Annotated in this window: 19 protein-coding genes; 7 read left to right on the plus strand and 12 right to left on the minus strand. The window is 58.9% G+C overall.

Features of this window, described 5'->3' with window-relative positions:
- Positions 1 to 153 precede the first annotated feature (153 nt).
- From F7R20_RS12380 to F7R20_RS12390, 3 genes are all read left to right on the plus strand, one after another.
- Entirely contained in the window at positions 154 to 2,577 is a 2,424-nt protein-coding gene (locus tag F7R20_RS12380) for an autotransporter family protein (protein WP_003202167.1), read from the plus strand.
- Between the two features lie 294 nt (positions 2,578 to 2,871).
- Entirely contained in the window at positions 2,872 to 3,786 is a 915-nt protein-coding gene (locus F7R20_RS12385) for an autotransporter domain-containing protein (protein WP_003202170.1), read from the plus strand.
- Positions 3,787 to 4,054: 268 nt separating this feature from the next.
- Positions 4,055 to 5,680 carry an NADP-dependent glyceraldehyde-3-phosphate dehydrogenase gene (locus F7R20_RS12390; protein WP_003202172.1) on the plus strand — a complete coding sequence of 542 codons (1,626 nt, stop codon included), beginning with the start codon at positions 4,055 to 4,057 and terminating at the stop codon, positions 5,678 to 5,680.
- A gap of 19 nt (positions 5,681 to 5,699) precedes the next feature.
- Here the strand turns inward: F7R20_RS12390 and F7R20_RS12395 are convergent, their stop codons facing one another.
- Positions 5,700 to 6,593: a DMT family transporter gene (locus F7R20_RS12395; protein ID WP_003202174.1), complete on the minus strand. Its 894-nt coding sequence runs from the start codon at positions 6,591 to 6,593 to the stop codon at positions 5,700 to 5,702.
- 133 nt (positions 6,594 to 6,726) lie between these two features.
- On the opposite strand from F7R20_RS12395, the gene F7R20_RS12400 reads away from it, so the two are divergent.
- The gene (locus tag F7R20_RS12400) at positions 6,727 to 7,164 is read left to right on the plus strand and encodes an Lrp/AsnC family transcriptional regulator (RefSeq protein WP_003202176.1); all 438 of its coding nucleotides are present in this window, start codon (positions 6,727 to 6,729) and stop codon (positions 7,162 to 7,164) included.
- A gap of 137 nt (positions 7,165 to 7,301) precedes the next feature.
- On the opposite strand, the gene F7R20_RS12405 is transcribed toward F7R20_RS12400, so the two are convergent.
- Entirely contained in the window at positions 7,302 to 9,773 is a 2,472-nt protein-coding gene (locus tag F7R20_RS12405) for a UvrD-helicase domain-containing protein (protein WP_003202178.1), read from the minus strand.
- A 238-nt stretch (positions 9,774 to 10,011) separates the two neighbouring features.
- Between F7R20_RS12405 and F7R20_RS12410 the strand changes: the two genes are divergently transcribed.
- Positions 10,012 to 10,707, plus strand: a complete 696-nt coding sequence (locus F7R20_RS12410) for a pirin family protein (RefSeq protein WP_003202180.1) — start codon at positions 10,012 to 10,014, stop codon at positions 10,705 to 10,707.
- A gap of 134 nt (positions 10,708 to 10,841) precedes the next feature.
- Here F7R20_RS12410 and pgm read toward each other — a convergent pair whose 3' ends face one another.
- The 4 genes from pgm to F7R20_RS12430 form a co-directional block, all read right to left on the minus strand.
- The gene (gene pgm, locus F7R20_RS12415) at positions 10,842 to 12,488 is read right to left on the minus strand and encodes a phosphoglucomutase (alpha-D-glucose-1,6-bisphosphate-dependent) (protein ID WP_003202183.1); all 1,647 of its coding nucleotides are present in this window, start codon (positions 12,486 to 12,488) and stop codon (positions 10,842 to 10,844) included.
- A gap of 91 nt (positions 12,489 to 12,579) precedes the next feature.
- A complete protein-coding gene (locus tag F7R20_RS12420; protein ID WP_013693445.1) occupies positions 12,580 to 13,977 on the minus strand; it encodes an aminotransferase-like domain-containing protein in 1,398 nt (465 codons plus the stop codon).
- A gap of 96 nt (positions 13,978 to 14,073) precedes the next feature.
- Positions 14,074 to 15,564 carry a hypothetical protein gene (locus F7R20_RS12425; protein WP_003202187.1) on the minus strand — a complete coding sequence of 497 codons (1,491 nt, stop codon included), beginning with the start codon at positions 15,562 to 15,564 and terminating at the stop codon, positions 14,074 to 14,076.
- 680 nt (positions 15,565 to 16,244) lie between these two features.
- Positions 16,245 to 17,270, minus strand: a complete 1,026-nt coding sequence (locus F7R20_RS12430; protein ID WP_003202189.1) for a zinc-dependent alcohol dehydrogenase family protein — start codon at positions 17,268 to 17,270, stop codon at positions 16,245 to 16,247.
- 257 nt (positions 17,271 to 17,527) lie between these two features.
- On the opposite strand from F7R20_RS12430, the gene F7R20_RS12435 reads away from it, so the two are divergent.
- Together F7R20_RS12435 and F7R20_RS12440 are read left to right on the plus strand one after the other, a co-directional pair.
- Positions 17,528 to 18,442 carry a LysR family transcriptional regulator gene (locus tag F7R20_RS12435; RefSeq protein ID WP_003202191.1) on the plus strand — a complete coding sequence of 305 codons (915 nt, stop codon included), beginning with the start codon at positions 17,528 to 17,530 and terminating at the stop codon, positions 18,440 to 18,442.
- Between the two features lie 514 nt (positions 18,443 to 18,956).
- Positions 18,957 to 19,592 (plus strand): LysE family translocator, encoded by a 636-nt coding sequence (locus tag F7R20_RS12440; RefSeq protein WP_003202193.1) that lies wholly within the window; start codon positions 18,957 to 18,959, stop codon positions 19,590 to 19,592.
- A gap of 27 nt (positions 19,593 to 19,619) precedes the next feature.
- On the opposite strand, the gene F7R20_RS12445 is transcribed toward F7R20_RS12440, so the two are convergent.
- From F7R20_RS12445 to F7R20_RS12470, 6 genes are all read right to left on the minus strand, one after another.
- Positions 19,620 to 21,509 (minus strand): methyl-accepting chemotaxis protein, encoded by a 1,890-nt coding sequence (locus F7R20_RS12445; protein WP_027911546.1) that lies wholly within the window; start codon positions 21,507 to 21,509, stop codon positions 19,620 to 19,622.
- 104 nt (positions 21,510 to 21,613) lie between these two features.
- A complete protein-coding gene (locus F7R20_RS12450; protein ID WP_003202197.1) occupies positions 21,614 to 22,375 on the minus strand; it encodes an ABC transporter ATP-binding protein in 762 nt (253 codons plus the stop codon).
- A 52-nt stretch (positions 22,376 to 22,427) separates the two neighbouring features.
- Entirely contained in the window at positions 22,428 to 23,138 is a 711-nt protein-coding gene (locus F7R20_RS12455; protein ID WP_003202199.1) for an ABC transporter permease, read from the minus strand.
- Complete coding sequence (locus F7R20_RS12460; protein WP_003202201.1) at positions 23,135 to 23,863, minus strand: ABC transporter permease; 729 nt, start codon at positions 23,861 to 23,863, stop codon at positions 23,135 to 23,137. The genes F7R20_RS12455 and F7R20_RS12460 overlap by 4 nt, the downstream gene beginning before the upstream one ends.
- 52 nt (positions 23,864 to 23,915) lie before the next feature.
- Positions 23,916 to 24,698 (minus strand): transporter substrate-binding domain-containing protein, encoded by a 783-nt coding sequence (locus F7R20_RS12465; protein WP_003202203.1) that lies wholly within the window; start codon positions 24,696 to 24,698, stop codon positions 23,916 to 23,918.
- A gap of 173 nt (positions 24,699 to 24,871) precedes the next feature.
- Positions 24,872 to 25,189: a DMT family transporter gene (locus F7R20_RS12470; protein WP_003202205.1), complete on the minus strand. Its 318-nt coding sequence runs from the start codon at positions 25,187 to 25,189 to the stop codon at positions 24,872 to 24,874.
- Between the last annotated feature and the right edge of the window lie 46 nt (positions 25,190 to 25,235).

Consider the following 25,235-nt stretch of genomic DNA (forward strand, 5'->3'; position numbering starts at 1 on the left):
CACGGACCTGTAAGTTCTGACAGTAGCGACGCTGGCTTTTCATTGCTAGGGTGCCATCCCATACAGCGAGCGTTGCCAGGCCCTGTGTGCCATCTGTCGTGCAACCGATGCTGAAACCGGCATTTGCGAAATGCCGATGCAGAGGGATAGCACATGATTCGGCACGATAAAGGATTCAATCGGCTGTTCAACGCCGTGTGGATATCAACCCCCTTCCTGTTACCCGTCCCGGCCGCCATGGCCGCTTGCACGCTGACGCCAACCGCAGGCGATGACGCTTATGTCTGCGACAGCGGCACCAGCCCCGGGCTGACGGACCTTTCGGGTAACAACAGCTTGACAATGCCCGCCAACGGCAGTGGTCTCATTAGCGGCGACGTCACATTCGGTACCGGCGTCGACCGCATCGTGATCAATGCCAACGGCGTGATTGACGGTGATGTCGAGCAAGGCTCGGCAGCCGACGATTTCGTCATGAATGGCGGCCGGATCTTGTCCCTGGCCCAGGGGGACGGCCTCGATACGTTCCTGATGAGCGGCGGGACCATCGTCGACGCGTTCGAAGATGGCGACATTGCGAAGATGACCGGCGGCACTATCGGCCGGGTCGACATGAAACTCGATGACAACGTCTTCGATATGTCCGGTGGAAATATCATCGGCAACCTGGTGACCGGTTTCGGCCAGGACACCATCATCCTCTCCGCAGGCCGCATCGGCGGCAATGTCAGTGTCAGCGGCGGCAATGACAGCATCACCGTCAGCGGTGGTGAGATTCTCGGCGAGGTCCGGGCCAGCGCGGGCGATGACCAGTTTCAGTGGAGCGGCGGACTCATTCATTCGGCCGTCCTGATGGGCGACGGTAGCGACACCGCGTTATTGAGCAACCTCGATGAAAGCCTGCTCGCCACTACACCCAGCGTGGACGGTGGGTTGGGCCAGGACGCGTTGACGTTCAGTGGCAGCACCTCCAGCACCGGCGCTCGCTACCTCAATTGGGAAACAGTCAACCTCACCCAAGGCTCGCGACTGGACCTTGACGACACCCTGACCTTGGGTGACAGCGCCACCGCCACCGGGACGCTCAACATAGACTCCGGCAGCACGCTAACGTCGACCCAAGGCGTCATTGCCCCTTTTACTGCCGGTCAGTTGACGACGCTCAACAACGCTGGCGTGGTGGACCTCGCACAGGGCAACACCCGCACCAACGATACCCTCACCGTCCAGGGCAACTACGTCGGCAACAACGGCCAGTTGCACCTGCAAACGGTACTTGGCGCCGACAACTCCCCCAGTGACAAGCTGGTGGTCAATGGCGGGACACTCACAGGCAGTACCGCCATTACGGTCACGAACCAGGGCGGCACGGGCGCACAGACGGCCCAGGATGGCATCGAAGTGGTCCAGGCCCAAGGCGGCGCGGTCAGTGATAGCGGCGCCTTTTCGTTGGCACAATCGGTCTCGGCCGGGGCATTCGATTACCGCTTGTTCAAGGGCGGCGTAACCGGCAATGAAAACAACTGGTACCTGCGTTCCACTGTGGTCGCCGGACCGATAGCGGCGCCCAGCCCGACGTTGCCCGTGCTGCCGGCTGCAATACCCGGCGCGGCGCCCATCCCTCTGTACCGGCCGGAAGTGCCGACCTGGTCGGTATTGCCCCCGGCGGCGGCACAACTGACCCTGATAGCCCTGGGCACGTTCCATGACCGCCAGGGCGACCAGCGCCTGCTCACGGAAAACGGCGCGTTCGGCGCAGGTTGGGGCAGGGTCTATGGCAAGGACCTGGAACAAACCTGGGCCGGCACGGTGACGCCGCGGTTCGACGGGTCGATCAAGGGTTTCCAGGTGGGCAATGACCTGTACAGCTCGCCGCTGTCCAGTGGACAGACCCAACGCATCGGTTTCTTCGTCGGCCATACCGAATTGAACGGCGACGTCGATGGTTTCAACCTGGGTTTCAAAGGCCGACGCGCCGGCAAGATAGAACTCGACGGCGACAGCTACGGGCTCTACTGGACGCTCACCGATCCCTCTGGCGGCTACGTCGACGCCGTGGTGATGGGCACGCGACTGGACGGCGACAACCGCTCCGAACGCGGGCTGAAAATTGACAATCGCGGGCACGCCCTGACCCTGTCGGCGGAAGCCGGTTACCCCTTCGCGGTGGTCACCGACTGGGTCCTGGAACCCCAGGTGCAGATCATACACCAGAAGGTCTCCCTGGACACGCAAGACGACGGGGTCTCAAAGGTAGAGTTCGACTCCGACAGTGCCTGGACCGGTCGCCTCGGCGCTCGCCTAAAGGGCCGCTACCAGGTCAGCGGCATGCCCGTGGAGCCATACCTGCGCGCCAACCTCTGGCACACGTTTTCCGGTACCGATACGGTGACGTTCGACGACACTGAACGGGTCAAGACCCAACAACGCGCGTCCACTGGCGACCTGGGCGTAGGCGTCATCGTGAGCCTGGCGCCCACGGTCAGCGTGTACGCCGGCGCGGACTACGGCGCCAACCTCGACAGCAGCCAGCAACGCAGTGTGGCGGGCAATCTCGGTGTACGGATCAGTTGGTAGCCAGCCTCTGCGACGATGATTTGACGCCCAAACGCAGACCTTAATAAGCATTTTAAATCAGCGTGTTATTGCCTCTGATTTCATCCTGCCATTCATCGTTCATTTTCTTGACGCGGCGCCATCGGTCTTCTTGACTACACCGTACTACCCCCGGAAATACAGTCAGGGGCAGGCCTCTGGAACCCGCCAAGACGGGCCGCCAGAGGCTTGCCTCAATCCATTCGGTCGCCCCTCATTCGGGGTAGGAGAGACGCCAAAAAGCGAGAAATGCATGCGATTGCAAGGCAGACCCCCATGAAAACTTCCCTCCGTCCGCAAGAGATCTCCATCACCTTCCACACCCTTTCTACTTCGTTGTTGCTGCTTTCCTCCATGGAGGTACAGGCCTGGCCTGACGAAGAAACAACACAGCCCTGGTATGGCCGAGCCCAGTCCAGCAACCGCAATACCGCAACCATCGGCAGCGACCCCGCCTCCGACAAGAGCTCTGCCCTGTTCACATTGCGAAACGACAGCGGTCATACCCAGCGCATGGGCCTGATCAGCGGGCAAAACCAGATCATTTCAACGGGCAGTGGCCTGCTGGTGACGCCCGCGATGGCCGAACCGGGCAAAGACGCCCTGAACCTGAAAGGCTCGAGTCTCGGCGCCTATTGGAGCCTGACCAGCCCCGCAGGCTGGCACGTGGACCTGAGCGCCAGCGGCGGCCGGGTCAATGGCTACAGCCGCACCGAACAAGGCCAGCGCCAGGCCACCGAAGGCAATGCGGTGACGCTGTCCGTCGAAGGGGGCTTTGCGATTGGCATCGGGACCCACTGGGTCGTCGAACCCCAGGCCCAACTGATCAACCAACGCATCACCCTCGACACACCGAATGCCGAGAGCGGCACCGGCAATGAACTGAACAGCTGGAGCGGCCGCGTCGGTGCGCGACTCAAAGGCAATTACCGAGTCAACAGCCTCGGCATGGAGCCCTATGTGCGAACCAACTTGTGGCACACCGTCCAGAGCGCCGATACCTTGTCCCTGGATAAGGTCGACAAGATCAGCAGCAGCCGAAAATCCTCCACCGTCGAAGTCGGCCTGGGCCTGGTGGCACGGGTCACGCCGACGGTAAGCCTGTATGTCAGCGCCGACTACAGCAGTGACGTCGACGACAACGACCTCAACGGCATCATTACCAGCATGGGGGTGCGGATGCGCTGGTAATGCCAATTCTGTAATCGATAGCCCCGCGTGCAGGAACTGTGTAGGAGCTGTCGAGTGCAGCGAGGCTGCGATCTTTCCCCAAACGCTTGAGCCTCAAGCGAAAGATCAAAAGATCAAAAGATCGCAGCCTTCGGCAGCTCCTACATAAACACGGCGCAAGCAATCTGCCGCCACTTAAAAAACACCTCCATTAAGGCGTATAACGCTAAAAGCGATTCATACCTGCAAGCCGTCTGCCCCTGGCTCATTTCATTGATGGAGTAACGACATGACCACCGACCCCTTCCTCGCCAACCTTTTTCCCGACGCCGCCGACATCCCGGAGGCCTATCGCCTCGAAGGCCGGATCGAACAGCGCGAATACCTGGTCGACGGCGTCCTGGAAACCTGGCAAGGGCCGCTGGCCGTCGTCCGCAGCCCCGTTTACGTGACGGGTGAACTGGGCGATGAGCAAGTGATTCTCGGCAGCACGCCGCTGCTGGATGCCGAGACCGCCCTCACCGCCCTGGACGCTGCCGTGCGGGCTTACGATCGCGGCCAGGGCCAGTGGCCAACGATGCGCGTCGCCGAGCGCATCCGCCATGTGGAAACCTTCCTGGCGCGCATGCGCGAGCAACGTGAGGCCGTGGTCAAGTTGCTGATGTGGGAAATCGGCAAGAACCTCAAGGACTCCCAGAAGGAATTCGACCGCACCTGCGACTACATCGTCGACACCATCAACGCCCTCAAGGAGCTGGACCGGCGCTCCAGCCGTTTCGAGCTGGAACAGGACACCCTCGGACAGATCCGGCGCGTGCCCCTGGGCGTGGCCTTGTGCATGGGCCCCTACAACTACCCGCTGAACGAAACCTTCACCACGCTGATCCCGGCCTTGATCATGGGCAACACCGTGGTGTTCAAGCCGGCCAAGCTCGGCGTCCTGCTGGTACGGCCATTGCTCGAAGCCTTCCGCGACAGCTTCCCGGCAGGCGTGATCAACGTAATCTACGGCAGCGGCCGGGAAACTGTCAGCGCGCTGATGGCCAGCGGCAAGATCGACATCTTCGCCTTTATCGGCACCAACAAGGCGGCCAGTGACCTGAAGAAGCTTCACCCGCGGCCACACCGCTTGCGTGCCGCCCTGGGACTGGATGCGAAGAACCCTGGCCTGGTGCTGCCAGACGTCGACCTGGACAACGCAGTCAACGAGGCACTGACCGGCTCGCTGTCATTCAACGGCCAGCGCTGCACGGCGCTGAAAATCCTGTTTGTCCATGAGGATGTGGCGCCGGCGTTCATCGAGAAGTTCAACGCCAGGCTCGCCACCCTGAAACCCGGCATGCCCTGGGAGGACGGCGTGGCGCTGACGCCGTTGCCCGAAGCGAGCAAAGTCGATTACTTGCATTCGCTGGTCGCCGATGCGCTGGCCAAGGGTGCAGAAGTGAAGAACGCCCACGGCGGCGAATCGCGAAGCTCGTTTTTCTACCCGGCGGTGCTGTATCCGGTGAACACAGCGATGCGGGTCTACCATGAGGAACAGTTCGGCCCGGTCGTACCCATCGTGCCGTACCGCGACCTCAATACCGTAATCGACTACGTGCTGGAGTCCGACTTCGGCCAGCAGCTCAGCATTTTCGGCACCAACCCGGCACAAGTCGGCAAGCTGGTGGACACCTTCGCCAACCAGGTCGGACGCATCAACATCAACGCCCAGTGCCAACGGGGCCCGGACACGTTCCCGTTCAATGGCCGGAAGAATTCGGCCGAGGGCACCTTGTCGGTCCACGATGCGCTGCGCACCTTTTCCATCCGCACGCTGGTGGCAACCAAGTTCCAGGACAACAACAAGGCGTTGATCAGCGACATTATCCGTGAGCGGGATTCCAACTTCCTGACCACTGACTACATCTTCTGATCCACGCCCGAACGGTGGGCTACGACAGGGCTGGGCGCCGCGACTTGATGCCCCAGCCCTGTTGCATGCCGGCAGCCGCCAGCAGGATCGCCGCCACGCCCAACCATTGCAGCGGCTCCAGGCGATGGCCGAAGGCGAACCAGTCGACGAAGATCGCTGCGATGGGATAGATGAACGACAGCGCACCGGTCAATGCAGTCGGCAAACGTTGTATGGCGCTGTACAGCAACACGTACATCACGCCGGTGTGCACCACGCCCAGGATCAACAGACTGACCCAGGCCTGGGGGTGTTGCGGCAATGCCGAGAAGTTCGCCCAGGGCGCCAGCAGCAACACGCCGGTGCTGACCTGGATCAGCGCGATCAGATGAGGTGGCGTGCCGGTCAGGCGCTTGATGATCAACGCCGCGATGGCGTACAGCAATGCGGCCCCCAGCGCCAAGGCAATGCCCAGCAGATAGTCGCCGCCACCCTGCCCTTGCTCACCATGGGCACTGACGATGGCCAGCATCCCGAGAAACGACACCGCCAGCCAGAACAGTTTCTGCGCGGTGATTTTTTCCCCCAGGAACAACGCCGCCAACCCCACCAACATGAACGGCTGGACGTTGTACACCGCCGTGCCGATGGCGATCGAGGCACGGGAATAGGAGGCAAACAGCAATACCCAGTTGCCGACGATCGCTACACCGCTGAGGACCGCCAGCAGGAACGTGGTACGGGTGAGGATGCCGGGGCGCAAAAAGCCGAAACCGGCGCAGATCAGCAGCAAGGTCACGGCGCCGAACACGCAGCGCCAGAACACCACATCCAGCACCGGCAGGCCGGAAACCAGCACGAACCAACCAATGGTTCCGGAGATCAGCATGGCGGCAGTCATTTCCAGCGAACCGCGGCGTAAGGTCTTGTCCATCTTCAGGCTCCTTCAGCAAGTGGGCACAGTATGCCGAGCCGACGGGGGGCTTCTCCATGGTTTGAAAAAGGCTAAACTGCGATTTGACCTTTTTTATCAAGGCAACTTCACACATTCGCCTAATGGAGTTGAAATGACTGACGATATTGACCAGATCCTCATCAGTGCCCTGATGGAAGATTCCCGACGTTCCCTCAAGGCCTTGGCAAACCTCAGTGGCCTGTCCTCCCCCAGTGTCGCCGAGCGCCTTCGCCGGCTCGAAGAACGTGGCGTGCTCAGGGGCTACACCGTTGAGGTGGACCCCAAGTGCTTCGGCTATCAACTCCAGGCCATCGTGCGTATCCGCCCGCTGCCGGGGCAGTTGCAGGAAGTGGAGCGGCAGATCCAGGCCATCGCCGAATTCACCGAATGCGACAAGGTAACCGGCGACGACTGCTTCATCGCCCGCCTGCACGTGCGCTCGATGGAACAGCTGGATACCTTGCTGGACAAACTCAATGTCCACGCCGAGACCAATACGGCCATCGTCAAGAAAACACCCGTCAAGCGACGGTTGCCGCCGATGGCGTAAGAACGTCCCCCCCCGTGGGAGCGAGCTTGCTCGCGAAGAGGCCAGCATATTCAACACCCTCGTCGACTGTGACATCGCCTTCGCGAGCAAGCTCGCTCCCACAGGGTTACGCTTGCAACGGATAGACACACCAAGCCTTATCCTTTACGAACACGGCGATGGTCAGCGAAAAAGGGCTTATCCGTGGCAATACGATCCGAGGCCTTGGGCCCATTGGCCGCCTGGCCGTCCTGGCCATCGACGTACCAGTAACAGTGCTGCACCGCACGCGTGATGCCCACATACGCCAGGCGCAGGATTTCGTCCTTTTGCGCCGAGTCGTAAGGTTCGGCGTCACCGTCCTGGCCTAGCCCGGCCATTCGATAGACCTGATTCTTGTAGGGTGAACTGCTCAGGTGCTGGCAGTCGCCCAGCAGGAACACCGCATCGGCCTGGAGCCCCTTGGCACTGTGGTAAGTCATTTGCCTGAGCCGTCGCGCGTCGTACGGCAAGCTAGAATCAACATTAACTGTTGGCTGAATATACTTTTCTATCAATAGCTTATCGCTACTTTTTCGATACAACATCAAGATCGAATCGCCGTTGCGATAGTGCTCATCCAGTCGCCGCGCCAACCCTTCGTCGTCGCGATCCAACACATTCACCGGGCTCAACGAGCGAGACACGCCACTGGCCTTGGCCTTCTTGCCTGGGATAGCCGCAGCGGCGCGAACAATATGCTCGGCCGCATCGATGATGTGTTGGTGGCTGCGGTAGTTGTCAGTGAGCATGACCCGGGTCGTCGTCGGCGACGGGAATTGCTTGTTGAATGCCATGAAATAGCTCGGCGAGCTGCCGCGCCAGCCATAGATTGATTGCCAATCGTCCCCTACACACAACAATGAAGAGCGTTGGGCGCCGCGCCCCACGTGCATCGCGGGACCACGGCTGCGTATTTCCCGAAGACTGGCGCGCAGCCAGGAGACGATCTGCGGCGACACGTCCTGGAACTCGTCGACCATCAGGTGCGAAAGCGGCCTGAGCAACGCATCCCCCAGCAACTTGAAATTTTCCGGCGAATGTTCGCTGAACAGCGCAAACATGCGGTTGTAGGTCATGACCGGCGGCGATTGGTCGAGCAGATGGTCTTCGAATGCCCGCCAGTAGCGACTCAGCGCTTCGAAGAAATACCGATCGGGATCATCCTGGGCAAAGGACATCCGCCCCACGGCATCCGGGACGTCGAGGCCCAGGTTCTCGATAAAGCCTGCCGCCGCAACAAAGCAGTCCAGCAATGGCGCTGAACCCAGCTCGCCCTTGACCTTGTAGTCGAACCCAGGCCCGGCGCTGGCATCGCCGGCCATTGACGCTAATACACGTTTTGACGCCTCATAACTTTCCAGCCAGATCAGTGGCTTACGGCAAAAAGCTTGAAACAAGGTGCGCTTTACCGCCCATTCCGCGCGGATGCTCAACTTGGCGCCCGGACGATTGAGCCGGGCATCTTCCCGTGGATCGAACCCCAGTATCACCCAGGCATCCAGGGAAGGCGCGTAGCCATGACAGTGGAACGTCGAACCATTGATTTCGAACGTTTGTCGCTTCGGCTCGATACCCTTGATCGGCCAGGCACCGGCGCGGAACCACAGGTCTTCGACGGCATCGCACAACTCTTCGTCGCGCTGGGCTGCCAGTTCGGTCACGGCGACGCGCTTTTGCACATCCGGGTGATCGCGTTCCAGCTCCTTGAGTTGCAGCGCGTGGCGGGACAACGGCAGGATCAGCTCACGGAAACGCGCGTCACGCTGGTAAAGGTTGTAATAACAGGCGTTGAGTTGCTGGCGCTGGGCGTCGTTGATGCGCAAATCAAAGGGATTGCCCTGGGCATCATCGTCACCCGCTTCGGCGCGATGACTCAGGGTCTCGAACGCCTGGAGTCGTTCGAACCCGGGCAGGCTGCGAACCATGGGCAAGATGCGCGAATGGAATGTCCGCACCAGGTCACGGGCTTCCTTGAGGCTGACGGTTCGCCCCCACAGGGCAAACACTTCGATCAGTTTCTGGATGAAATCCTTGCGCGATTCCCGGGTAAACGTCACCACGGTCATCGAGTCCAGTTCGAAACCCAGGTAATGGGACAACAGCACAATGCGCAGTACCAGGGTGGTGGATTTGCCCGCCCCGGCCCCGGCGACCACCGAGGTCGAGGGCGTGTCGCTGAAAATCATCTTCCATTGCGCAGCGCTCGGTTGTGCATGCGCCGGCAGCAATCGGGTGACATCTGTCTTGATGCGTTTCTTCAGCTCGGCGGTCAGCGGCAGGCGCCAGTCATCGAACAGCAGATCATCGACCTGCGGTGCCGGATGCTCCGTGCTGCGCGAATCACGGATCAACAGGACCTGACGACCCTCCTCAAGCCCTTCGGCCCGGCCTTCCTTGTAGCCATAGTCAAAACCAGCGGTATGACCGCTGCGGAAACCGTCGGCCTGGCCATGCAACCAGGAAGCGCGATGTTGGGCTCGCAGGCGTGTCAGGCCATGGCCGAAGAACCGGGCTGCCAGGCGCTTGAACAGCGGCATCTGGGCCAGGGATAAAAGCTCGGGGGGAAGATCGGGAGTGTGTTGCGCCACGCTGATGACTCCGGGTGTTCATGAACCATGACGGCTATGGTGTCTGTATTTGCCGCCGGGTTCCACCCAAAAGCTTTTAAGTCATGGGTTTAGGCGATGAAGTGAAAGTTGGCTCGCGATTTTATATCTAAATACACGATAACTTTGACGCGTTTTTTACGCTTTTTATCGATGTGTTCCTTAGCGAAAATAGCCCCATCAACCATCGCTTTCGCTGCTCAGCGAAAAGGACACGAACATGCTCGAACTCAGGCCCTTCGCCACCTTGGGCGCCGCCAACCACGGTTGGCTGGATGCCCACCATCATTTTTCGTTCGCCGAATATTACGACCCACGGCGCATGAACTGGGGCAACTTGCGGGTCTGGAACGATGATGTTATCGCCCCTGGCAGCGGTTTTCCCCAACACCCGCACCGGGACATGGAAATCATCACCTATGTGCGCGAAGGCGCGATCAGCCACCAGGACAATCTGGGTAACAAGGGCCGCACGGAGGCCGGTGATGTACAGGTCATGAGCGCGGGCACCGGGATTGCCCATAGCGAGTACAACCTGGAATCGACGGCCACCCGCATTTTCCAGATCTGGATCATCCCCAACGAAGAAGGCCTGGCACCGTCATGGGGCGCCAAGCCGTTTCCCAAGGACTCGCGCGAAGGCTTCGTGACCTTGGCCAGTGGCAAGGCCGGCGATGACCAAAGCCTGCGCATTCGCGCCGACGCACGACTGGTAGCGGCCAATCTCAAGGCGGGTGAAAGTGCGGAGTATCGGCTGGACGCCGCACGTCGAGCTTATCTTGTGCCGGCAACTGGATTGATAGAAATCAATGGTTTGCGCGTACAAGCTCGAGACGGTGTTGCGATTGAAGATGAGCGGATATTGCGGGTGACCGCCATTGAAGACAGCGAAATCGTGCTCGTCGACCTCGCTTGATTGGTCTTGTGGTGAGAGGAATTTGTGTGGGAGCAAAGCTTGCTCGCGAAACGGGCCTCGCGTTAAAGACCGCATCGCCTGGATCGCGGGCAAGCCTTGCTCCCACATAGTTGGGACAAGGCTTGCCGACGGTGTCACTTGCTGGTGATAGCCCCATCCACCAACGTTTGCGCCTCAGCCACCAATTGCTTGAGGTGCGCGTCGCCAATGAAGCTTTCGGCGTAGATCTTGTAGATATCCTCGGTCCCGGACGGGCGTGCCGCAAACCAGCCGTTTTCAGTCATGACCTTCAGGCCGCCAATGGCCTGATCATTGCCCGGCGCGTGACTGAGGATGTGCTGGATCTTCTCCCCGGCCAATTCGGTAGACGTCACCTGATCGGGCGACAGCTTGCTCAATAGCGCCTTCTGTTGCGGGCTGGCCTTGGCATCGACGCGTACCGAGAACGGTTCGCCCAGCTCGTCAGTCAACGCGCGGTAGGCCTGGCTCGGGTCGCGACCGGTGCGCGCCGTCATTTCAGCTGCCAACAGCGCCGGGATCAGGCCGTCCTTGTCGGTACTCCAGACGCCGCCGTCCTTGCGCAGGAACGAAGCACCGGCACTTTCTTCACCGCCAAAGCCCAGGGAACCATCGAACAGGCCGTCGGCAAACCACTTGAAGCCCACCGGCACTTCATAGAGGCGGCGACCCAGGCGCTTGGCCACGCGATCGATCAGGCCGCTGCTGACCACGGTCTTGCCCACCGCAGCATCGGCGCGCCATTGCGGGCGATTCTGGAACAGGTAGTCGATGGAGACCGCCAGGTAGTTGTTCGGCGCCAACAGGCCGCCAGACGGCGTCACGATGCCATGACGGTCATGGTCCGGGTCGCAGGCAAAGGCCACGTCGAAGCGGTCCTTCAGACCAATCAACCCTTGCATCGCATGGCTGGAAGACGGGTCCATGCGGATCTGCCCGTCCCAGTCGACGGTCATGAAACGGAAGGTGGAATCCACGTGAGTGTTCACCACTTCCAGGTCCAGGCGGTAATGCTCGGCAATGGCCGGCCAGTAGCGCACGCCTGCGCCACCCAACGGATCGACGCCCAAATGCAGCCCGGCGGTGCGGATGACATCGAAATCGATGACATTGATCAGGTCCGCCACGTAGGTGTTGACGTAGTCGTGACGGTGGGTGGTGTCGGCCTTCAGGGCTTGCTCGTAGCTGACGCGCTTGACGCCGGCGAGCTGGTCGGCCAGCAGTTCGTTGGCCTTGGCTTCGATCCATTTGGTGATGTGGGTATCGGCCGGGCCACCGTTGGTAGGGTTGTACTTGTAGCCGCCGCTTTGCGGTGGGTTGTGGGACGGCGTGATGACGATGCCGTCCGCCAGGCCCGAGGTGCGGCCACGGTTGTAGCAGAGAATGGCGTGGGAAACCGCTGGTGTCGGGGTGTATTCATCGCCCTCGGCGATCATGACGGTTACACCGTTGGCCGCGAATACTTCCAGCGCACTGGCACCCGCCGGGGTCGATAGCGCGTGAGTGTCGATGCCGACGAACAGTGGCCCGTTGATGCCCTGGGCTTCGCGGTACAGGCAGATCGCCTGGCTGATGGCCAACACGTGCCACTCGTTGAAGCCCAGGTCGAAGGAGCTGCCACGGTGCCCGGAGGTGCCAAAAGCCACGCGCTGGGTTGCAACCGAGGCATCGGGTCGGCCGGTGTAGTAGGCCGTCACCAGTCGCGGGATATCGATCAACAACTCTGCCGGTGCCGGCTTGCCCGCAAATGGACTGACTGTCATGCAAAACCTCTGAGTGGAGTGGCTCGGTAAATGGAGTGCAGTTTACTGACAGTTCGACCATGGCGCGATGGGTTCGATCCATTGCCGCCGATTACGCTTGTTCGAGCCTCAAGGCGTCGGCCAGCGCGCAGAGCGCAGCGTCCATGTCCTGCGGCCCGTTCAGGGCGTGGGTCAGGCGCATATGTTGTGCATACAGGCCCTGGAGGCTGAACAACTCCCCCGGCGCGATGACGATTCGCTGGGCAAGCAGCCGATGGAAAACCCGTCGCAAGTCGACCCGTCGCGTCGACTGCATCCAGATCGTCGCACCACCTTGAGGTTCTGCCCATTGCAGGCTATCCCCTAGCCGCTCGCGCAGCAATTGCGTAGTCGAAACCGCGCTTTCACGCAGCAGGCGCCGCAACACCAGCAAGTGCTGGTCAATCCGACCGTTGCTGTACAGCCGGGCGATGGCTTTCTGGCGGATCGGCGACAAGCGAAACGCTCGCAACAGGAAATGTCGCTGCAGGTGCAGGGTCAACTGGCGCGACAACACGTAGCCATACGGCGCCTCTGGCCCGATGGTTTTCTCGAACGTCGAATAGACGATCAGCCGGTCCGGGTCGAGCAAGTCTCGAAAAGGCGTCATCCTTGCCTCGAACGCCAGGTCTGTATGGCTGTCGTTCTCCAGCACCCAAGTCCCGTGCCGCTCCAGCAAATGCGCGATGGTACGACGGTTCTCTTCAGGAACCAGTGTCCCCCTCGGCATATTCAAGACCGACGACAGCACCACCAGGCGTACCGTTTCGTTCACCAGCAGCTGTTCCAGTTGCTCGACATTGAGTTCCCCCCCGGCCAGCAGTGGCAGCTCGATGACGTTGACCTCCGCCGCCTGCAGCAGGCGCAACACCGCCCAATCGCAGGGCGATTCGATCAGCACGGTGGCCCCCCTGAGTGCCAGCACCGCGATAAGAATTTCCAGGACGCCCCGCAGGTCGGCGCCAATGTAGACATCATCGGCATTCCAGCAACGGGCCGGCGAAGACGTGTAGCGGGCAGCCAGCGCAGTGCGAAGCTCCAGCTCGCCCCAGGGTTGCGAGGGTGTCTGCGAGGAGCGCGGGTACTGGCGCAGCAGTTCGCGCTCGAGCAGCAACAGCGGGCTGTCCAACGGCTGCATCGACGCCGGTTCATCCGCGCTGAGCACCTGCATACCTGGTCGTCGGGCATTGACGTACAGGGTCTCGAGTAAATCGTCACCGCCGTCCAGGGTGGCCATGCTGGGCACGGGCAGCGCGTAGTAACCGGACTTGGCGATCGAATAGACCCGCCCTTCCTTTTCCAGCAGCGAATACGCGTACTGAATGGTCGATATCGACACGTTCAGACGCTCGGCCAGTTGCCGCAGCGACGGCAGGCGAACCCGCGCATCAACCTCCAGCTCGTTGATCAGCGTGGTCAGGTAGCGATAAACCGCCTGATAGGCGAAGTCTGTCTCCCGGCAATTTTTCATCGGCTCAGGCCAGGACAGCGGGTCGCAGTCAGCTCAGTCGCAACGCCGGGTACAAGGACTGGGGACGAGGTAGATGAGTCCGTCAAACCTCGTTCCTCAATGCCTTGCCGAGCGTTCGTGCAACCCATCGGCAGCCGATCCGCCTTCTGCAGCGTCAACGCCGTCATTGGCCTGCTGCGGATCGGCGCCCGGGGCGCTTTCCGCTTGTTCCGGCAGTGAAACACTCGCCCGGTACAGCTTGCCAAGGATGTCGATGGGCAAGCCGCTGACATCGACCATCCACTGCGCTACCTGATCGGCGACGGTCGCGCCCTGCATGGCCTTGTGCAGGTCCGGCATCGCCACCAGCATGCCGGGGTGGCAGCAACGCAGGAAATGCTCCAGGCCCGTGCCCTGCCCCACGAAGGGCGCGAACAGCATGCACACCAGTTGCGTTTCACTGAGCCCCAGGATCTTTTGTGCTTCAAGGGCGGCGTAGGCACGACGCTCGGGAATCGACGACGGCGAGCCGAACAGCGCCCGAGCCTGTTCGCAGACGTGTTCCGGCAATTGCTTGCGGTGCATGATCATGATCGCCCGCTGCGCGTAGTCGCCGTAGCCGGTTTCATAGCTGCGTCCGTGCAGGTAGCAGGCCTGCAGGCCGTGCAGATGGGCCGACAGCAGCGGGCTGATGTATTCGTTTTCAGGCGCCGATGGCACAAGCCCCTCGGTCTGCACCCGCAGGAACTCGTTGAAGAGCGGCCAGTTGGTTCCCTCCGAACGATCGACGATCAGGTCGTCGATGCCGACGTGGCCCACTCGCCGGCAGGCCTCGAAGTGACCCTCGGGCTTCCAGGCATCGAGGCGCTCCGGCCCATAGAAATGCCGGTAGACATCACCGCCCAGGGCGTCGAGGTGGGCAAAAAGGTTGTCGAAACCGCAGGCGTGCTCGGTCAGCAGGCCGATCTTGCGAGTCGCGCGGCGCAGGCCCGATATGAATTGTTTTTGCTGGCGCGGTGTATCGCTGCTGACCAACGAATCCACGCCCGACTCCCAGCGGGCCATGTGCCGATAGAACTCGGCCATCGCCAGGTAGCCGTCGTCCCCAATCTCCAAGGGGCTGTCGACCGCGCGAAGGTGCCCCAGGACCAGCAGGTCCATGCGATTGGCTTCGTGCCCCGCCATCGACAGGGGCTGCCGGTGATTGAACGGCAACACCTCGCGGTTATCGGCCATCAGCAATTCGACCCGGGGATCATCGTAGACAAACAGCGCGCTGTAGCAGCGGTGGATGTTTTCCAGCGTCGCCTGGGTAGTTTCGCTCAGGCGTGGCGTGGCGACGCGCAAGGTGAAGGTCACCGGATGTCGCCCTGCGATGCTCAACTGTGCGGCCCGCAAGGCGGTCAGCACATAAAAACTTTCCCTGCTCCCATTCTGGACCGTCAACACTCGGTAATCGCCAATCCGCTCGATGCCTCCGGCGGCGACAATTAAACGCTGGATCAAAAGCTGCAACGCGGTACGTTCTGCCCGGGAATAAAAACCTGACAGTCGTTGCAGTATCTGTTGATACACGTGAGTCATTGCCTGCTCATGAATTGCACTCATAGCCATTTACCTGGAAATTCAACTATCGGCGTCGCACCCGCACCAACGTGACTGCGCGACGTGTTGATCTAGATGGTTGTTCTAGCACTCAAAGAGTATTAGCAATACGCTCGAGCATTGCTTGTCGTAATTATTTGATACATATACCGAGAGTAGGCTCACGCCCCTTCACACTCCCGCCTAAAGCCCCGAAAACACGGGACCCAAGCGACCGGACGGCACGTCCTAGGAGAATTCCGACAACGTCCCACAGACAATGAGCACAAGAAACAAAGAACTTGCCGAACTTTAATTGGCAGTCTACCCCGCCCTGTCTTCTCCAGGGTCGATAGATATATCTGCAGCTGTTAATGCTCGTTACCCCTTGAATGCATCTTGAAGGATGAAGACCTTCGAAAAAGTTATACCGCACCACGACTTCTTCCTTGATATGGAAATCAGCGTTCAATTATCAAGACTTAAACAATGATTAGAAGATACAGATTGAGGGCAAAAACCAGTTCAGATGTTGGCCGACAGACCGTTTCAGTCTTGAGCGAACCGGGACAGGCCATTCAAGGCGCGAGATGGTGAGGTGCGAACGCAGCACCGCCAGGCAGGAGGTGCCGTAAGAAAGGATGGGGTGTCAGGGCGAAGGCAGCGCAAGAGCCCGGGGCGATGACTCTTGCGCAAGACAGGGTTCAGGCCGGGTCGACGACCTGAAGGGCAACACGTTCACGGCAAGGGCATTCGCCCATGTAACGGTGAGCCTCGACGAACTCGGAGAATGGGAAGACCCGAGTCTTGAGTGGCAACAGCACGCGGTCGGCGGTCAGTTGATTGATATCGCGCAGTGCTCGTTGCAAGGCCACCTGGTCCTGGAGAATGCCCAGTTCCGGCTTGCCAGTGAAATTGCCGATGCAGTGCACAAAGAACTGAATGTTCTTCTGGAACGCCGCGCAGGCTGGAAACGGCGTCTGGTTGCCACCCTGCAAGCCATACAGCACCAGGCTGCCACGCGGTGCCAACACGTCACCCAGCAGCGACATCTGGGGCCCGCCGAGGCCGTCGAAGACCACATCGACGCCACGGTTGTCGGTGAGCTTGTTGATTTGCATCAGCAAGTCCTGCTCTTCGGTGACGATGACCTTCTCGGCGCCCAGCGACAACAGGTACTCACGCTCGTCAGCCGTCTTGGTGGCCGCGATCACCCGCACACCCAGGGCCTTGCCCAGTTGTACGAAGGAAGGGCCGGCGCAATGACTGGCATCGGTGACCAGGGCGAATTGCCCCGGCTTGACCCGCGCCAGGTCCATGTAGGCGAAATATGCGATCAGCAGCGGCGTGTAATGCACGGCGGCTTCGATCGGGCTGAGCACGTCGGGATAACGGGTCAGCGCGGTGCGTGGCAGCACGATGACCTCACCGTACACCGGATAATCGTTCGGGCTCTCGGCCGGGAAACTGGCGACCTTGTCGCCCACGGCCAAGTCATCGACGCCGTCGCCGACGGCCGTTACCACGCCGGCCATTTCATGGCCCAGGCCCGAAGGCAGACGTGCCTGGGACGACGCCAGGTTCTGGCGCCACAAGGTGTCGTACCAACTGATGCCGATCGCTTCGACACGGACCTGCACTTCTCCTGGCGCAGGAAGAGCCGCCGCATGCTCTTCGCATTTGAGCACCTCGGCACCACCAAACTTGTGAAAACGGATCGTGCGGGACATCACAAACCTCGTCAAAGTAACCTCTAATGCCATGAACTCTATCCGGGCTTTGTACCCAAGACCATCAGTGGCTATTAATAGTCGACATGCCTGTCATTGATTCCGCAGTAAGAAAAACCAACCAATCCTGTAGGACTTAACCTAAGAAAACTCAATTAGCCGGTGCAGAGTACCAGCCTTTCCCCGTAAGATTCATGCCGGCCATTGTTCCCATATGGCCGCTCACGTCAAGCTTACCGAATCTGCCAGGACCCCAGATGAATCGTAATGACCTGCGGCGTGTCGATCTGAACCTGTTGATCGTGTTCGAAACATTGATGCATGAACGCAGTGTGACTCGCGCGGCCGAGAAACTGTTCCTAGGCCAACCGGCCATCAGCGCCGCGCTGTCGCGCCTGCGCAGCCTGTTCGATGACCCGTTGTTCGTACGTACCGGCCGCAGCATGGAGCCTTCGGCCCGGGCGGTCGAGATCTTCGCCCTGCTCTCCCCGGCCCTGGATTCGATTTCCACGGCGGTCAGCCGTGCAGCGGAATTTGACCCGGCCACCAGCACCTCGGTGTTTCGCATCGGCCTGTCGGACGACGCCGAATTCGCCCTGCTGCCGATGCTGCTCAAGCGCCTGCGCGCCGAAGCGCCCGGCATCGTGCTGGTGGTGCGCCGGGTCAACTACATCCTGATGCCTGGTTTGCTGGCGTCCGGTGAAATCTCCATTGGCGTCAGCTACACCGACGACCTGCCGGCCAACGCCAAGCGCAAGGTCTTGCGACGCAGCTTGCCCAAAGTATTGCGGGCCGACACCGCGCCGGGACGACTGACCCTGGACGAATTCTGCGCGCGGCCCCATGCCCTGGTGTCTTTCGCGGGTGACTTGAGCGGCTTCATCGATGAAGAGCTGGCGAAACTCGACCGCAAGCGCCACGTAGTGCTGGCCGTGCCGCAATTCAACGGTCTGAGCACCCTGCTGTCGGGCACCGACATCATCGCCACCGTGCCCGACTACACGGCCGACGCGCTGACCGCCGCCGGCGGCGTACGCGCCGAAGACCCACCCATACCGGTGCGCAGCTTCGAGCTGCACATGGCCTGGCGCGGTTCCCAGGACAACGACCCTGGGGAGCGGTGGTTGCGGTCGCGGATTCAGATGTTTTTTGGCGACCCTGAGAGTCTTTAGGCGTCGTCGGGCAGGCTGTTCAGTTGATCATTTCTGCCTTTTCATAGACCATGGAGATCTATCCACTTCCAGAGGATGAGACACCTGGGGGGCAAATCTGAGGGCATGTTTGGGATGGTTTGAAAAGGATGCCCCCAGCCTAAGGTCCAGCAGCCCAATCTCGAAAAAGTCACACACTGGTGATGGGATTGACGTGGGCAAACTCGGCTGAGGACTATGCCGTGCCAGCGTCTCACTCAGTGAGACGCTCCCAAGTCGCTTCAAGAACGCCGAAGGTTTTGTCGAGAATGGCGGTTCCCCTTTGCTCGGTCCATGCTGACCTCTTCCCTCTTCGCGGTTTTCTAAGGTGTATCACGATCCCGGACGTTGGCGATGGAAAACACCACATTCAGCGCGATCCAGTCCCATGACATGAAAATTAAATCAGCCAGAAAATGCGAGTAAAGAACGCAATGACGGATAGCTTGTGAACACTTAAGCTGCTGGTTATTACGCACCACTCAAGGGGCCATTAATGTCATTTGATTTTCACCACCTTCTACTCGTTTTTACCGCCTACATTGTTGGAGCTGCAAGCCCGGGTCCCAGCAATATGCGGATCATGGGCGTTGCCATGCACCAAGGCAGAAAACCTGCGCTGATACTTGCAGCCGGAGTTATCAGTGGTTCTTTTTTTTGGGGATCAATGGCCGCCACAGGCGTCTCGGCCATTCTGCTTCAGTTCACCCAGGCACTCTTCGTACTCAAGATCGTCGGCGGAGCGTACTTGCTGTTCCTAGCCCTGAAAGCGGGACGTTCTGCTCTGACACCTGACGAGCAAATTGAGAAAGCGCTGGCCGCAGCACCAACCGTCTCGGGCTTTGGCCTCTACCGGCGGGGCTTGCTTATGCACCTTACCAACCCAAAGGCTTTACTGGGTTGGATCGCAACGATGACACTGGGTTTAGGACCACAAGCGACGCCTGAAACGGTTGTAATCATCCTGGCTGGCTGTGCCGTGTTGAGCATTACTATTTTCTGCGGCTATGCGATCGTTTTCTCCACGGCACCGATGATTCGGGGGTATCGCAGGGCGCGCGGGTGGATTGAAGGCACCCTTGCGTTGGTCTTTGGCGCCGCAGGTTTTAGGCTGCTGTTCTCCCGCACGTGATTCAAAGCCAACCCTTGCGAGGATGGCCTAAGTTCGAAAGCCATCCACCAACTGCTTGAGTCGTGTGGCTTGCCGTTCAAGATCGTCACAAGCAAGCAGCGTGGCTTGAAGGTTTTCCAACCCTTCCTGGTTAAGGGTTTTGATCTCGGTGATGTCAACGTTCAACGAATCAATGACCGAAGTCTGCTCTTCAGTCGCGGTCGCCACCGACTGGTTGATGCCGTCAATTTCGCTGATACGCTGACTGACACTGCCCAGCCGCTCACCTGCCTGGTTGGCGATCATCACGCCGTCCTTACTGTAGCGTTCACTTTCATTCATGGTGAGTACCGCCTCCCGTGCGCCCACCTGAAGCTCTTCAATCATCGTATGGATTTCCTGGGCCGACGTCTGAGTCCGGTAAGCCAGGCTGCGAACTTCGTCAGCTACCACCGCAAAACCGCGGCCGGCATCACCCGCCCGCGCGGCCTCGATGGCGGCATTGAGTGCCAACAGGTTGGTCTGTTCGGAAATGCCTTTGATCACTTCAAGAATCCGCCCGATGTTCTCCGTCTTGCCGTTCAGCACCTCTATGTTGTTGCATGACGTGCGGATTTTTCCTGATAGCTTGTCCATGGCATTTATCGTTTGTGTCACTACCTCGCGGCCACCTTCTGCCTGACGTCGGGCATCCGACGCCTGAAGGGAAGCGTCACCAGCGCTACGCGCAATTTCCTGGGCCGCCGCACCCAGTTCATTAATCGCTGCGACAATACTGTTGGTTCGACTGGCCTGGTTGTCCGAGTTGTCCATGGACGAGCTGGAAGTCTGCATCACGCGCTTAGTCACTTCATTAACCTGCTCGGTGGCAAAAGAGACCTCACGTATTGAGTGCTGGATACGCTCAACAAAAAGGTTAAAGTCGCCGGCCAGCTCTCCGAACTCATCCTTTGAATGCACACTCAAGCGACGGGTAAGGTCGCCCTCACCCTGAGCGATATCACGCATGGCTTTACCCATCAGCCTCAGGGGCTGCATCAATACGCGAATCAGTACGCCCAGCAGAAGCAGCGTGATCACCACGGCAATGACCATCGCCAAAATGGCAGAAGCGCGAAAATCACCAAGTGCCTTGTAAGCTTTGCTTTTGTCGATAGACAAACCGACATACCAGTTCACCGAAGGCAGTCCCTTGATTGGTGAAAACATCACGATTTGAGGGACTCCTTCCTGCTCTGTCTCACTGATGTGGGTGCTGAGTGACGGTGTGCTTTGGGGATAGATATCGCTCAGCCGCTTCATCACCCGATCTTTGTCCGGATGAACCAGCACCCTGCCCTCGGCGTTGACCAGAAAGGCATAGCCGATTCCCCCCAGATCAAGCGAGCTGACGATTTTCGCCAGCGTTTGCAACGTCAGATCCCCGCCTACCACCCCAAGCGGCTGGCCGTCGCGACCGACCGGAGTTGCAATGGTCATCATCAACTGACCCGTCGTCACATCCAAGTACGGCTCGGTCAGCGTAGTCCCTCCGGCAGCCATCGCGTCCGTATACCAAGGACGGGTGCGAGGATCGTAATCAGCGGGTAAATCGTCCTTCGGTCGAATGGCGTAACTACCGTCACGACTGCCTAGATAAGTGAAGGTAAACGTTGATAGCACTGACCTCTGCTCAAGCAGTCGCGTGACGTTTTCCGGAACTGGATCGCTGGCAAAGGTCTGAGCAATATGATCAACCAGCAGTATCCGTCCAGAGAGCCAGGACTGAACACTTGCGGCCGTGATCTTGCTCATCTCTTCAAGATGGTTTTCAAGGTTCGTGCGGATCGTTTTGCGCTGAATCGAGTCGTTGTAAAGCGTAAAAAGCGAAAACGCTGCGACAACAACGAATGATGCCGCAAGCAGTACCTTATGACTGAACTTCAGGTTGGCAATCATCATGGTTTATCCATAGGTCCGGGGTGTTGTAGTTGTTATTCGATACCGAGGTTGGTTGATGACTGCTTCGTCGATATGCCCCAGAGCCCCATGGCCAAGGCGTTTCACTTCAGCCCGTTGGACAGAAACTGCTGCAGGCGCTCGCTTCGGGGGCTATCCAGAATCTCAGGTCCGCCCTGCTCTTCAACCAGCCCCTGATGAAGAAACAGCAGTTGGTTCGACACTTTGCGTGCAAACCCCATTTCATGGGTCACCATGATCATGGTTCGTCCCTCTTCAGCGAGCCCTTGGATGACTTTCAACACCTCGCCCACCACTTCAGGGTCGAGCGCCGAGGTGGGCTCATCGAACAGCATGACCTCAGGCTCCATGGCAAGGGCACGCGCGATCGCTACCCGCTGTTGCTGCCCGCCCGAAAGAAAGGCAGGGAACTGATCGGCAACACGAGCCGGCAACCCTACTTTTTCCAGATATCGCCGGGCACGGTCCTCCGCGTCTTTTTTGCTGACACCCAGCACCCTACGCGGGGCAATGGTGATGTTTTCCAGCACGGTCATATGCCCCCACAGGTTGAAATGCTGGAAGACCATGGCCAAACGGGTACGCAGTCGTTGCAGCTCGCGATCATCCGCCACACGCAATCCCGCATGATTTTTAACCATGCAGATCGGTTTGCCATCCAGGCTCATGGCACCGTCGTTAGGTGTTTCGAGAAAATTGATACAGCGCAGGAACGTACTCTTTCCCGAGCCGCTGGCGCCGATCAGGCTGATGACATCGCCCGTTTTGGCTTGCAGGGAAACGCCCTTGAGTACTTCATGGGTACCGTAACTTTTGTGTAGCCCGTCAACCGTCAATTTGTACATGTTCGCAATCATCCTCTAAGCGGATTGGGAGCAGCCCTGTCAGAAACAAGGCTCAGTGAGTCGGCCCTAAAAAAGCCAGCCAGTGACGTTCGGCAATTCGGAACAGGCCGACCAGCGTAAAGGTCACCGCCAGGTAAATCAGTGCCGCAACCCCAAACGATTGAAAGGTTAAAAAGGTCGCAGAGTTCGCGTCACGGGCGACTTTGAGAATGTCCGGTACCGTGGCGGTGAATGCCACCGTGGTCGAGTGCAGCATCAAGATCACTTCGTTGCTGTAATACGGCAGCGAGCGACGCAAGGCTGACGGCATGATCACAAACGCATAGAGCTTCCATCCCGAGAGGCCATACGCTTTTGCCGCCTCGACCTCGCCATGGGCAATGTTGCGAATGGCCCCGGCAAATATCTCTGTGGTGTAGGCGCACGTGTTCAAGGCGAAGGCAAGAATGGTGCAGTTCATCGCATCGCGAAAAAATGCATCCAACACAGGCTGAGCACGTATTGCTGCCAGGCTATAGATCCCGGTGTAGCAGATCAGCAGCTGGATATAGAGCGGTGTGCCCCTGAACAGGTAGGTGTAGAACTGCACCGGCCAGCGCACGTAAAACCTCGGCGAGACTCGAGCGATGGACAGTGGAATCGATACGACAAAGCCGATGAACAGCGATGCACTGAGCAACCACAACGTCATGGCTAGACCGGTAATTTGCTGGCCGTCGCTGTAGACGAATGACCGCCAGTACTCTTGCAGTAGTTCGATCATCGCACCGCCTCCCGTGAACCCGCGGCGTAGTGTTTTTCCAGGCAGCCCAGGACGAAATTGGAGACACTGGTGATGATCAGGTAGGTCAGTGCAGCCAGAACCAGGAAAAAGAACAATTGATAGGTGCTTTTTCCCGCGTCCTGGGCAGCTTTAACCAAGTCAGCCAGGCCGATGATCGACACCAATGCGGTGGCTTTGAGAATCACCATCCAGTTGTTACCCAGCCCCGGGAGGGCAAACCGCATCATTTGCGGGAACACCACAAAGCGAAAACGCTGAGCACGACTTAACCCATAGGCGGTAGCGGCTTCGACCTGGCCACGGGGCACTGCCAGCATGGCGCCGCGGAAGGTTTCGGTGAAATAGGCACCGTAGATAAACCCAAGGGTGATAATTCCTGCGACGAAGGGATTGATTTCGATGTACTCCCAGCCCAACGCCACCGTGATGACCGTCAGCCAGGTTTGCAGGCTGTAGAAAATCAACAGCATCAGTACCAGATCGGGCACCCCACGAATCAGCGTGGTGTAGAGCTGCGCCGGCAAGCGCAGCAGCTTGATGCTGGAAAGTTTGGCGCTGGCCCCGATCAGCCCGAGCAATACGCTGAGCACCAGGGAGCACAGGGACAGCTTGACGGTCATCCAGGCGCCTTCGAGCAGCAGAGGGCCGAAGCCTTGAAGGCTGAATGCAGAGAGCCCCAATGCGCCTATTAGTGTTTCGAACATGATCAACAACCTATAGCGATAAACGCCCATCCGGCGGATGAGCGCCGGGTGGTTATTTGCCGCTGTAAAGATTCAGATCGCCAAAGTGCTGCTTCTGGATCGAATCATAGGTGCCATCGTCGTGCAGGGCCTGGATCGCTTTATCCAACAAGGCCTTGAGCTCTGTATTGCCCTTGGCGATACCGATGGCTGTCTTGGAGGGAAGATAAGGACTCTCTACCGGAGGGCTCATTTCGTAATCAGTGCCCTGCGCTGACTTGATAAAGCCCATTTGCGCTTGAAGTGTATCCTGCAACGAGGCGTCCAGCCGCCCCGCTACCAGGTCGTAATACACCTGGTCCTGGTTCTGGTAGGACTGGATTTTTACGCCGGCCTTGTCCAGCACGGCCTTGGCGTAGGCTTCCTGGATGCTGCCCTGAAAGTAGCCAACCGTTTTGCCTTTGAGCGACGCCACATCAGCGCTCAGGCCCGACCCTTTCTTGAACACGTAGGAGGTGAACCCGGAAAACAGCTCGTTTGAAAAATCGATGGCTTTTTCGCGGGTGGCCGTCACGGTCATGGATGACAGGATCCCGTCGAACTTGCCGGCTCTGAGCCCCGGAATCAGGCCATCAAAATCGCTTTCCACCCATATGCATTTGACTGAAAGCTTGGCGCAGATCGCGTTACCCAAATCAATATCAAATCCCTTGAGGCTGCCATCTGCTGCCTTGGACTCAAACGGCGCATAGTTGGCATCCACGCCGAAGCGCAAGGTGGAATATTCTTTGGCCGACACTGCACTCGTGCACAACGCCAAGCACGTAATCAAGTACAACTTTTTTAGCGAAATCATAAGTACATCCCTAGATATTGTAGTTGGATTAAGGGCAGTAAACATCTGACAGCGTTAAACGTGACACTCATTATTATTTACCAAGGCCAGAGCCTCGACTTGAACATTACCCGAGTGTCGCGACTTTACGAATATGGCAAACTGAACGTTATCACGAGCAAAATGCTCGCCTTTCAAGCAGACACGAGCTTCATCATTAACAAACCACTGACAATCAAGACAGCCGCCACGATCCGCAGCAGCGTGGCGGGTTCACCCATGAAGAAAATACCCGCCGCAAACGCACCCACCGCGCCGATGCCGGTCCAGATGGTATACGCCGTACCCAACGGCAAACTCTTCATCGAGAACGATAACAACGCAAAACTGGCGATCACCGTGACAAATGTAATGACCGTTGGCACTAATCGGGTAAACCCTTCAGATTGTTTCATCGAAAAAGCCCAGACCACTTCAAACAGCCCTGCAACAATCAAACTTACCCAAGCCATAAGCAACTCCCAAGCAACAAACAGACAGTTCGTATAGACACAATTA

This window comes from Pseudomonas brassicacearum subsp. brassicacearum (assembly GCF_008801605.1).
GTDB lineage: Bacteria > Pseudomonadota > Gammaproteobacteria > Pseudomonadales > Pseudomonadaceae > Aquipseudomonas > Aquipseudomonas brassicacearum.

Bases quoted from the DNA above. Each gene is read 5' to 3' on its own strand.
- F7R20_RS12435 (WP_003202191.1), top strand. From the start codon at position 17,528: ATGAATCGTAATGACCTGCGGCGTGTCGATCTGAACCTGTTGATCGTG.
- F7R20_RS12450 (WP_003202197.1), bottom strand. From the start codon at position 22,375: ATGTACAAATTGACGGTTGACGGGCTACACAAAAGTTACGGTACCCAT.
- F7R20_RS12390 (WP_003202172.1), top strand. From the start codon at position 4,055: ATGACCACCGACCCCTTCCTCGCCAACCTTTTTCCCGACGCCGCCGAC.
- F7R20_RS12465 (WP_003202203.1), bottom strand. From the start codon at position 24,698: ATGATTTCGCTAAAAAAGTTGTACTTGATTACGTGCTTGGCGTTGTGC.
- F7R20_RS12440 (WP_003202193.1), top strand. From the start codon at position 18,957: ATGTCATTTGATTTTCACCACCTTCTACTCGTTTTTACCGCCTACATT.
- F7R20_RS12430 (WP_003202189.1), bottom strand. From the start codon at position 17,270: ATGTCCCGCACGATCCGTTTTCACAAGTTTGGTGGTGCCGAGGTGCTC.
- pgm (WP_003202183.1), bottom strand. From the start codon at position 12,488: ATGACAGTCAGTCCATTTGCGGGCAAGCCGGCACCGGCAGAGTTGTTG.
- F7R20_RS12385 (WP_003202170.1), top strand. From the start codon at position 2,872: ATGAAAACTTCCCTCCGTCCGCAAGAGATCTCCATCACCTTCCACACC.
- F7R20_RS12470 (WP_003202205.1), bottom strand. From the start codon at position 25,189: ATGGCTTGGGTAAGTTTGATTGTTGCAGGGCTGTTTGAAGTGGTCTGG.
- F7R20_RS12380 (WP_003202167.1), top strand. From the start codon at position 154: ATGATTCGGCACGATAAAGGATTCAATCGGCTGTTCAACGCCGTGTGG.
- F7R20_RS12400 (WP_003202176.1), top strand. From the start codon at position 6,727: ATGACTGACGATATTGACCAGATCCTCATCAGTGCCCTGATGGAAGAT.
- F7R20_RS12395 (WP_003202174.1), bottom strand. From the start codon at position 6,593: ATGGACAAGACCTTACGCCGCGGTTCGCTGGAAATGACTGCCGCCATG.
- F7R20_RS12445 (WP_027911546.1), bottom strand. From the start codon at position 21,509: ATGATTGCCAACCTGAAGTTCAGTCATAAGGTACTGCTTGCGGCATCA.
- F7R20_RS12420 (WP_013693445.1), bottom strand. From the start codon at position 13,977: ATGAAAAATTGCCGGGAGACAGACTTCGCCTATCAGGCGGTTTATCGC.
- F7R20_RS12460 (WP_003202201.1), bottom strand. From the start codon at position 23,863: ATGTTCGAAACACTAATAGGCGCATTGGGGCTCTCTGCATTCAGCCTT.
- F7R20_RS12425 (WP_003202187.1), bottom strand. From the start codon at position 15,564: ATGAGTGCAATTCATGAGCAGGCAATGACTCACGTGTATCAACAGATA.
- F7R20_RS12455 (WP_003202199.1), bottom strand. From the start codon at position 23,138: ATGATCGAACTACTGCAAGAGTACTGGCGGTCATTCGTCTACAGCGAC.
- F7R20_RS12410 (WP_003202180.1), top strand. From the start codon at position 10,012: ATGCTCGAACTCAGGCCCTTCGCCACCTTGGGCGCCGCCAACCACGGT.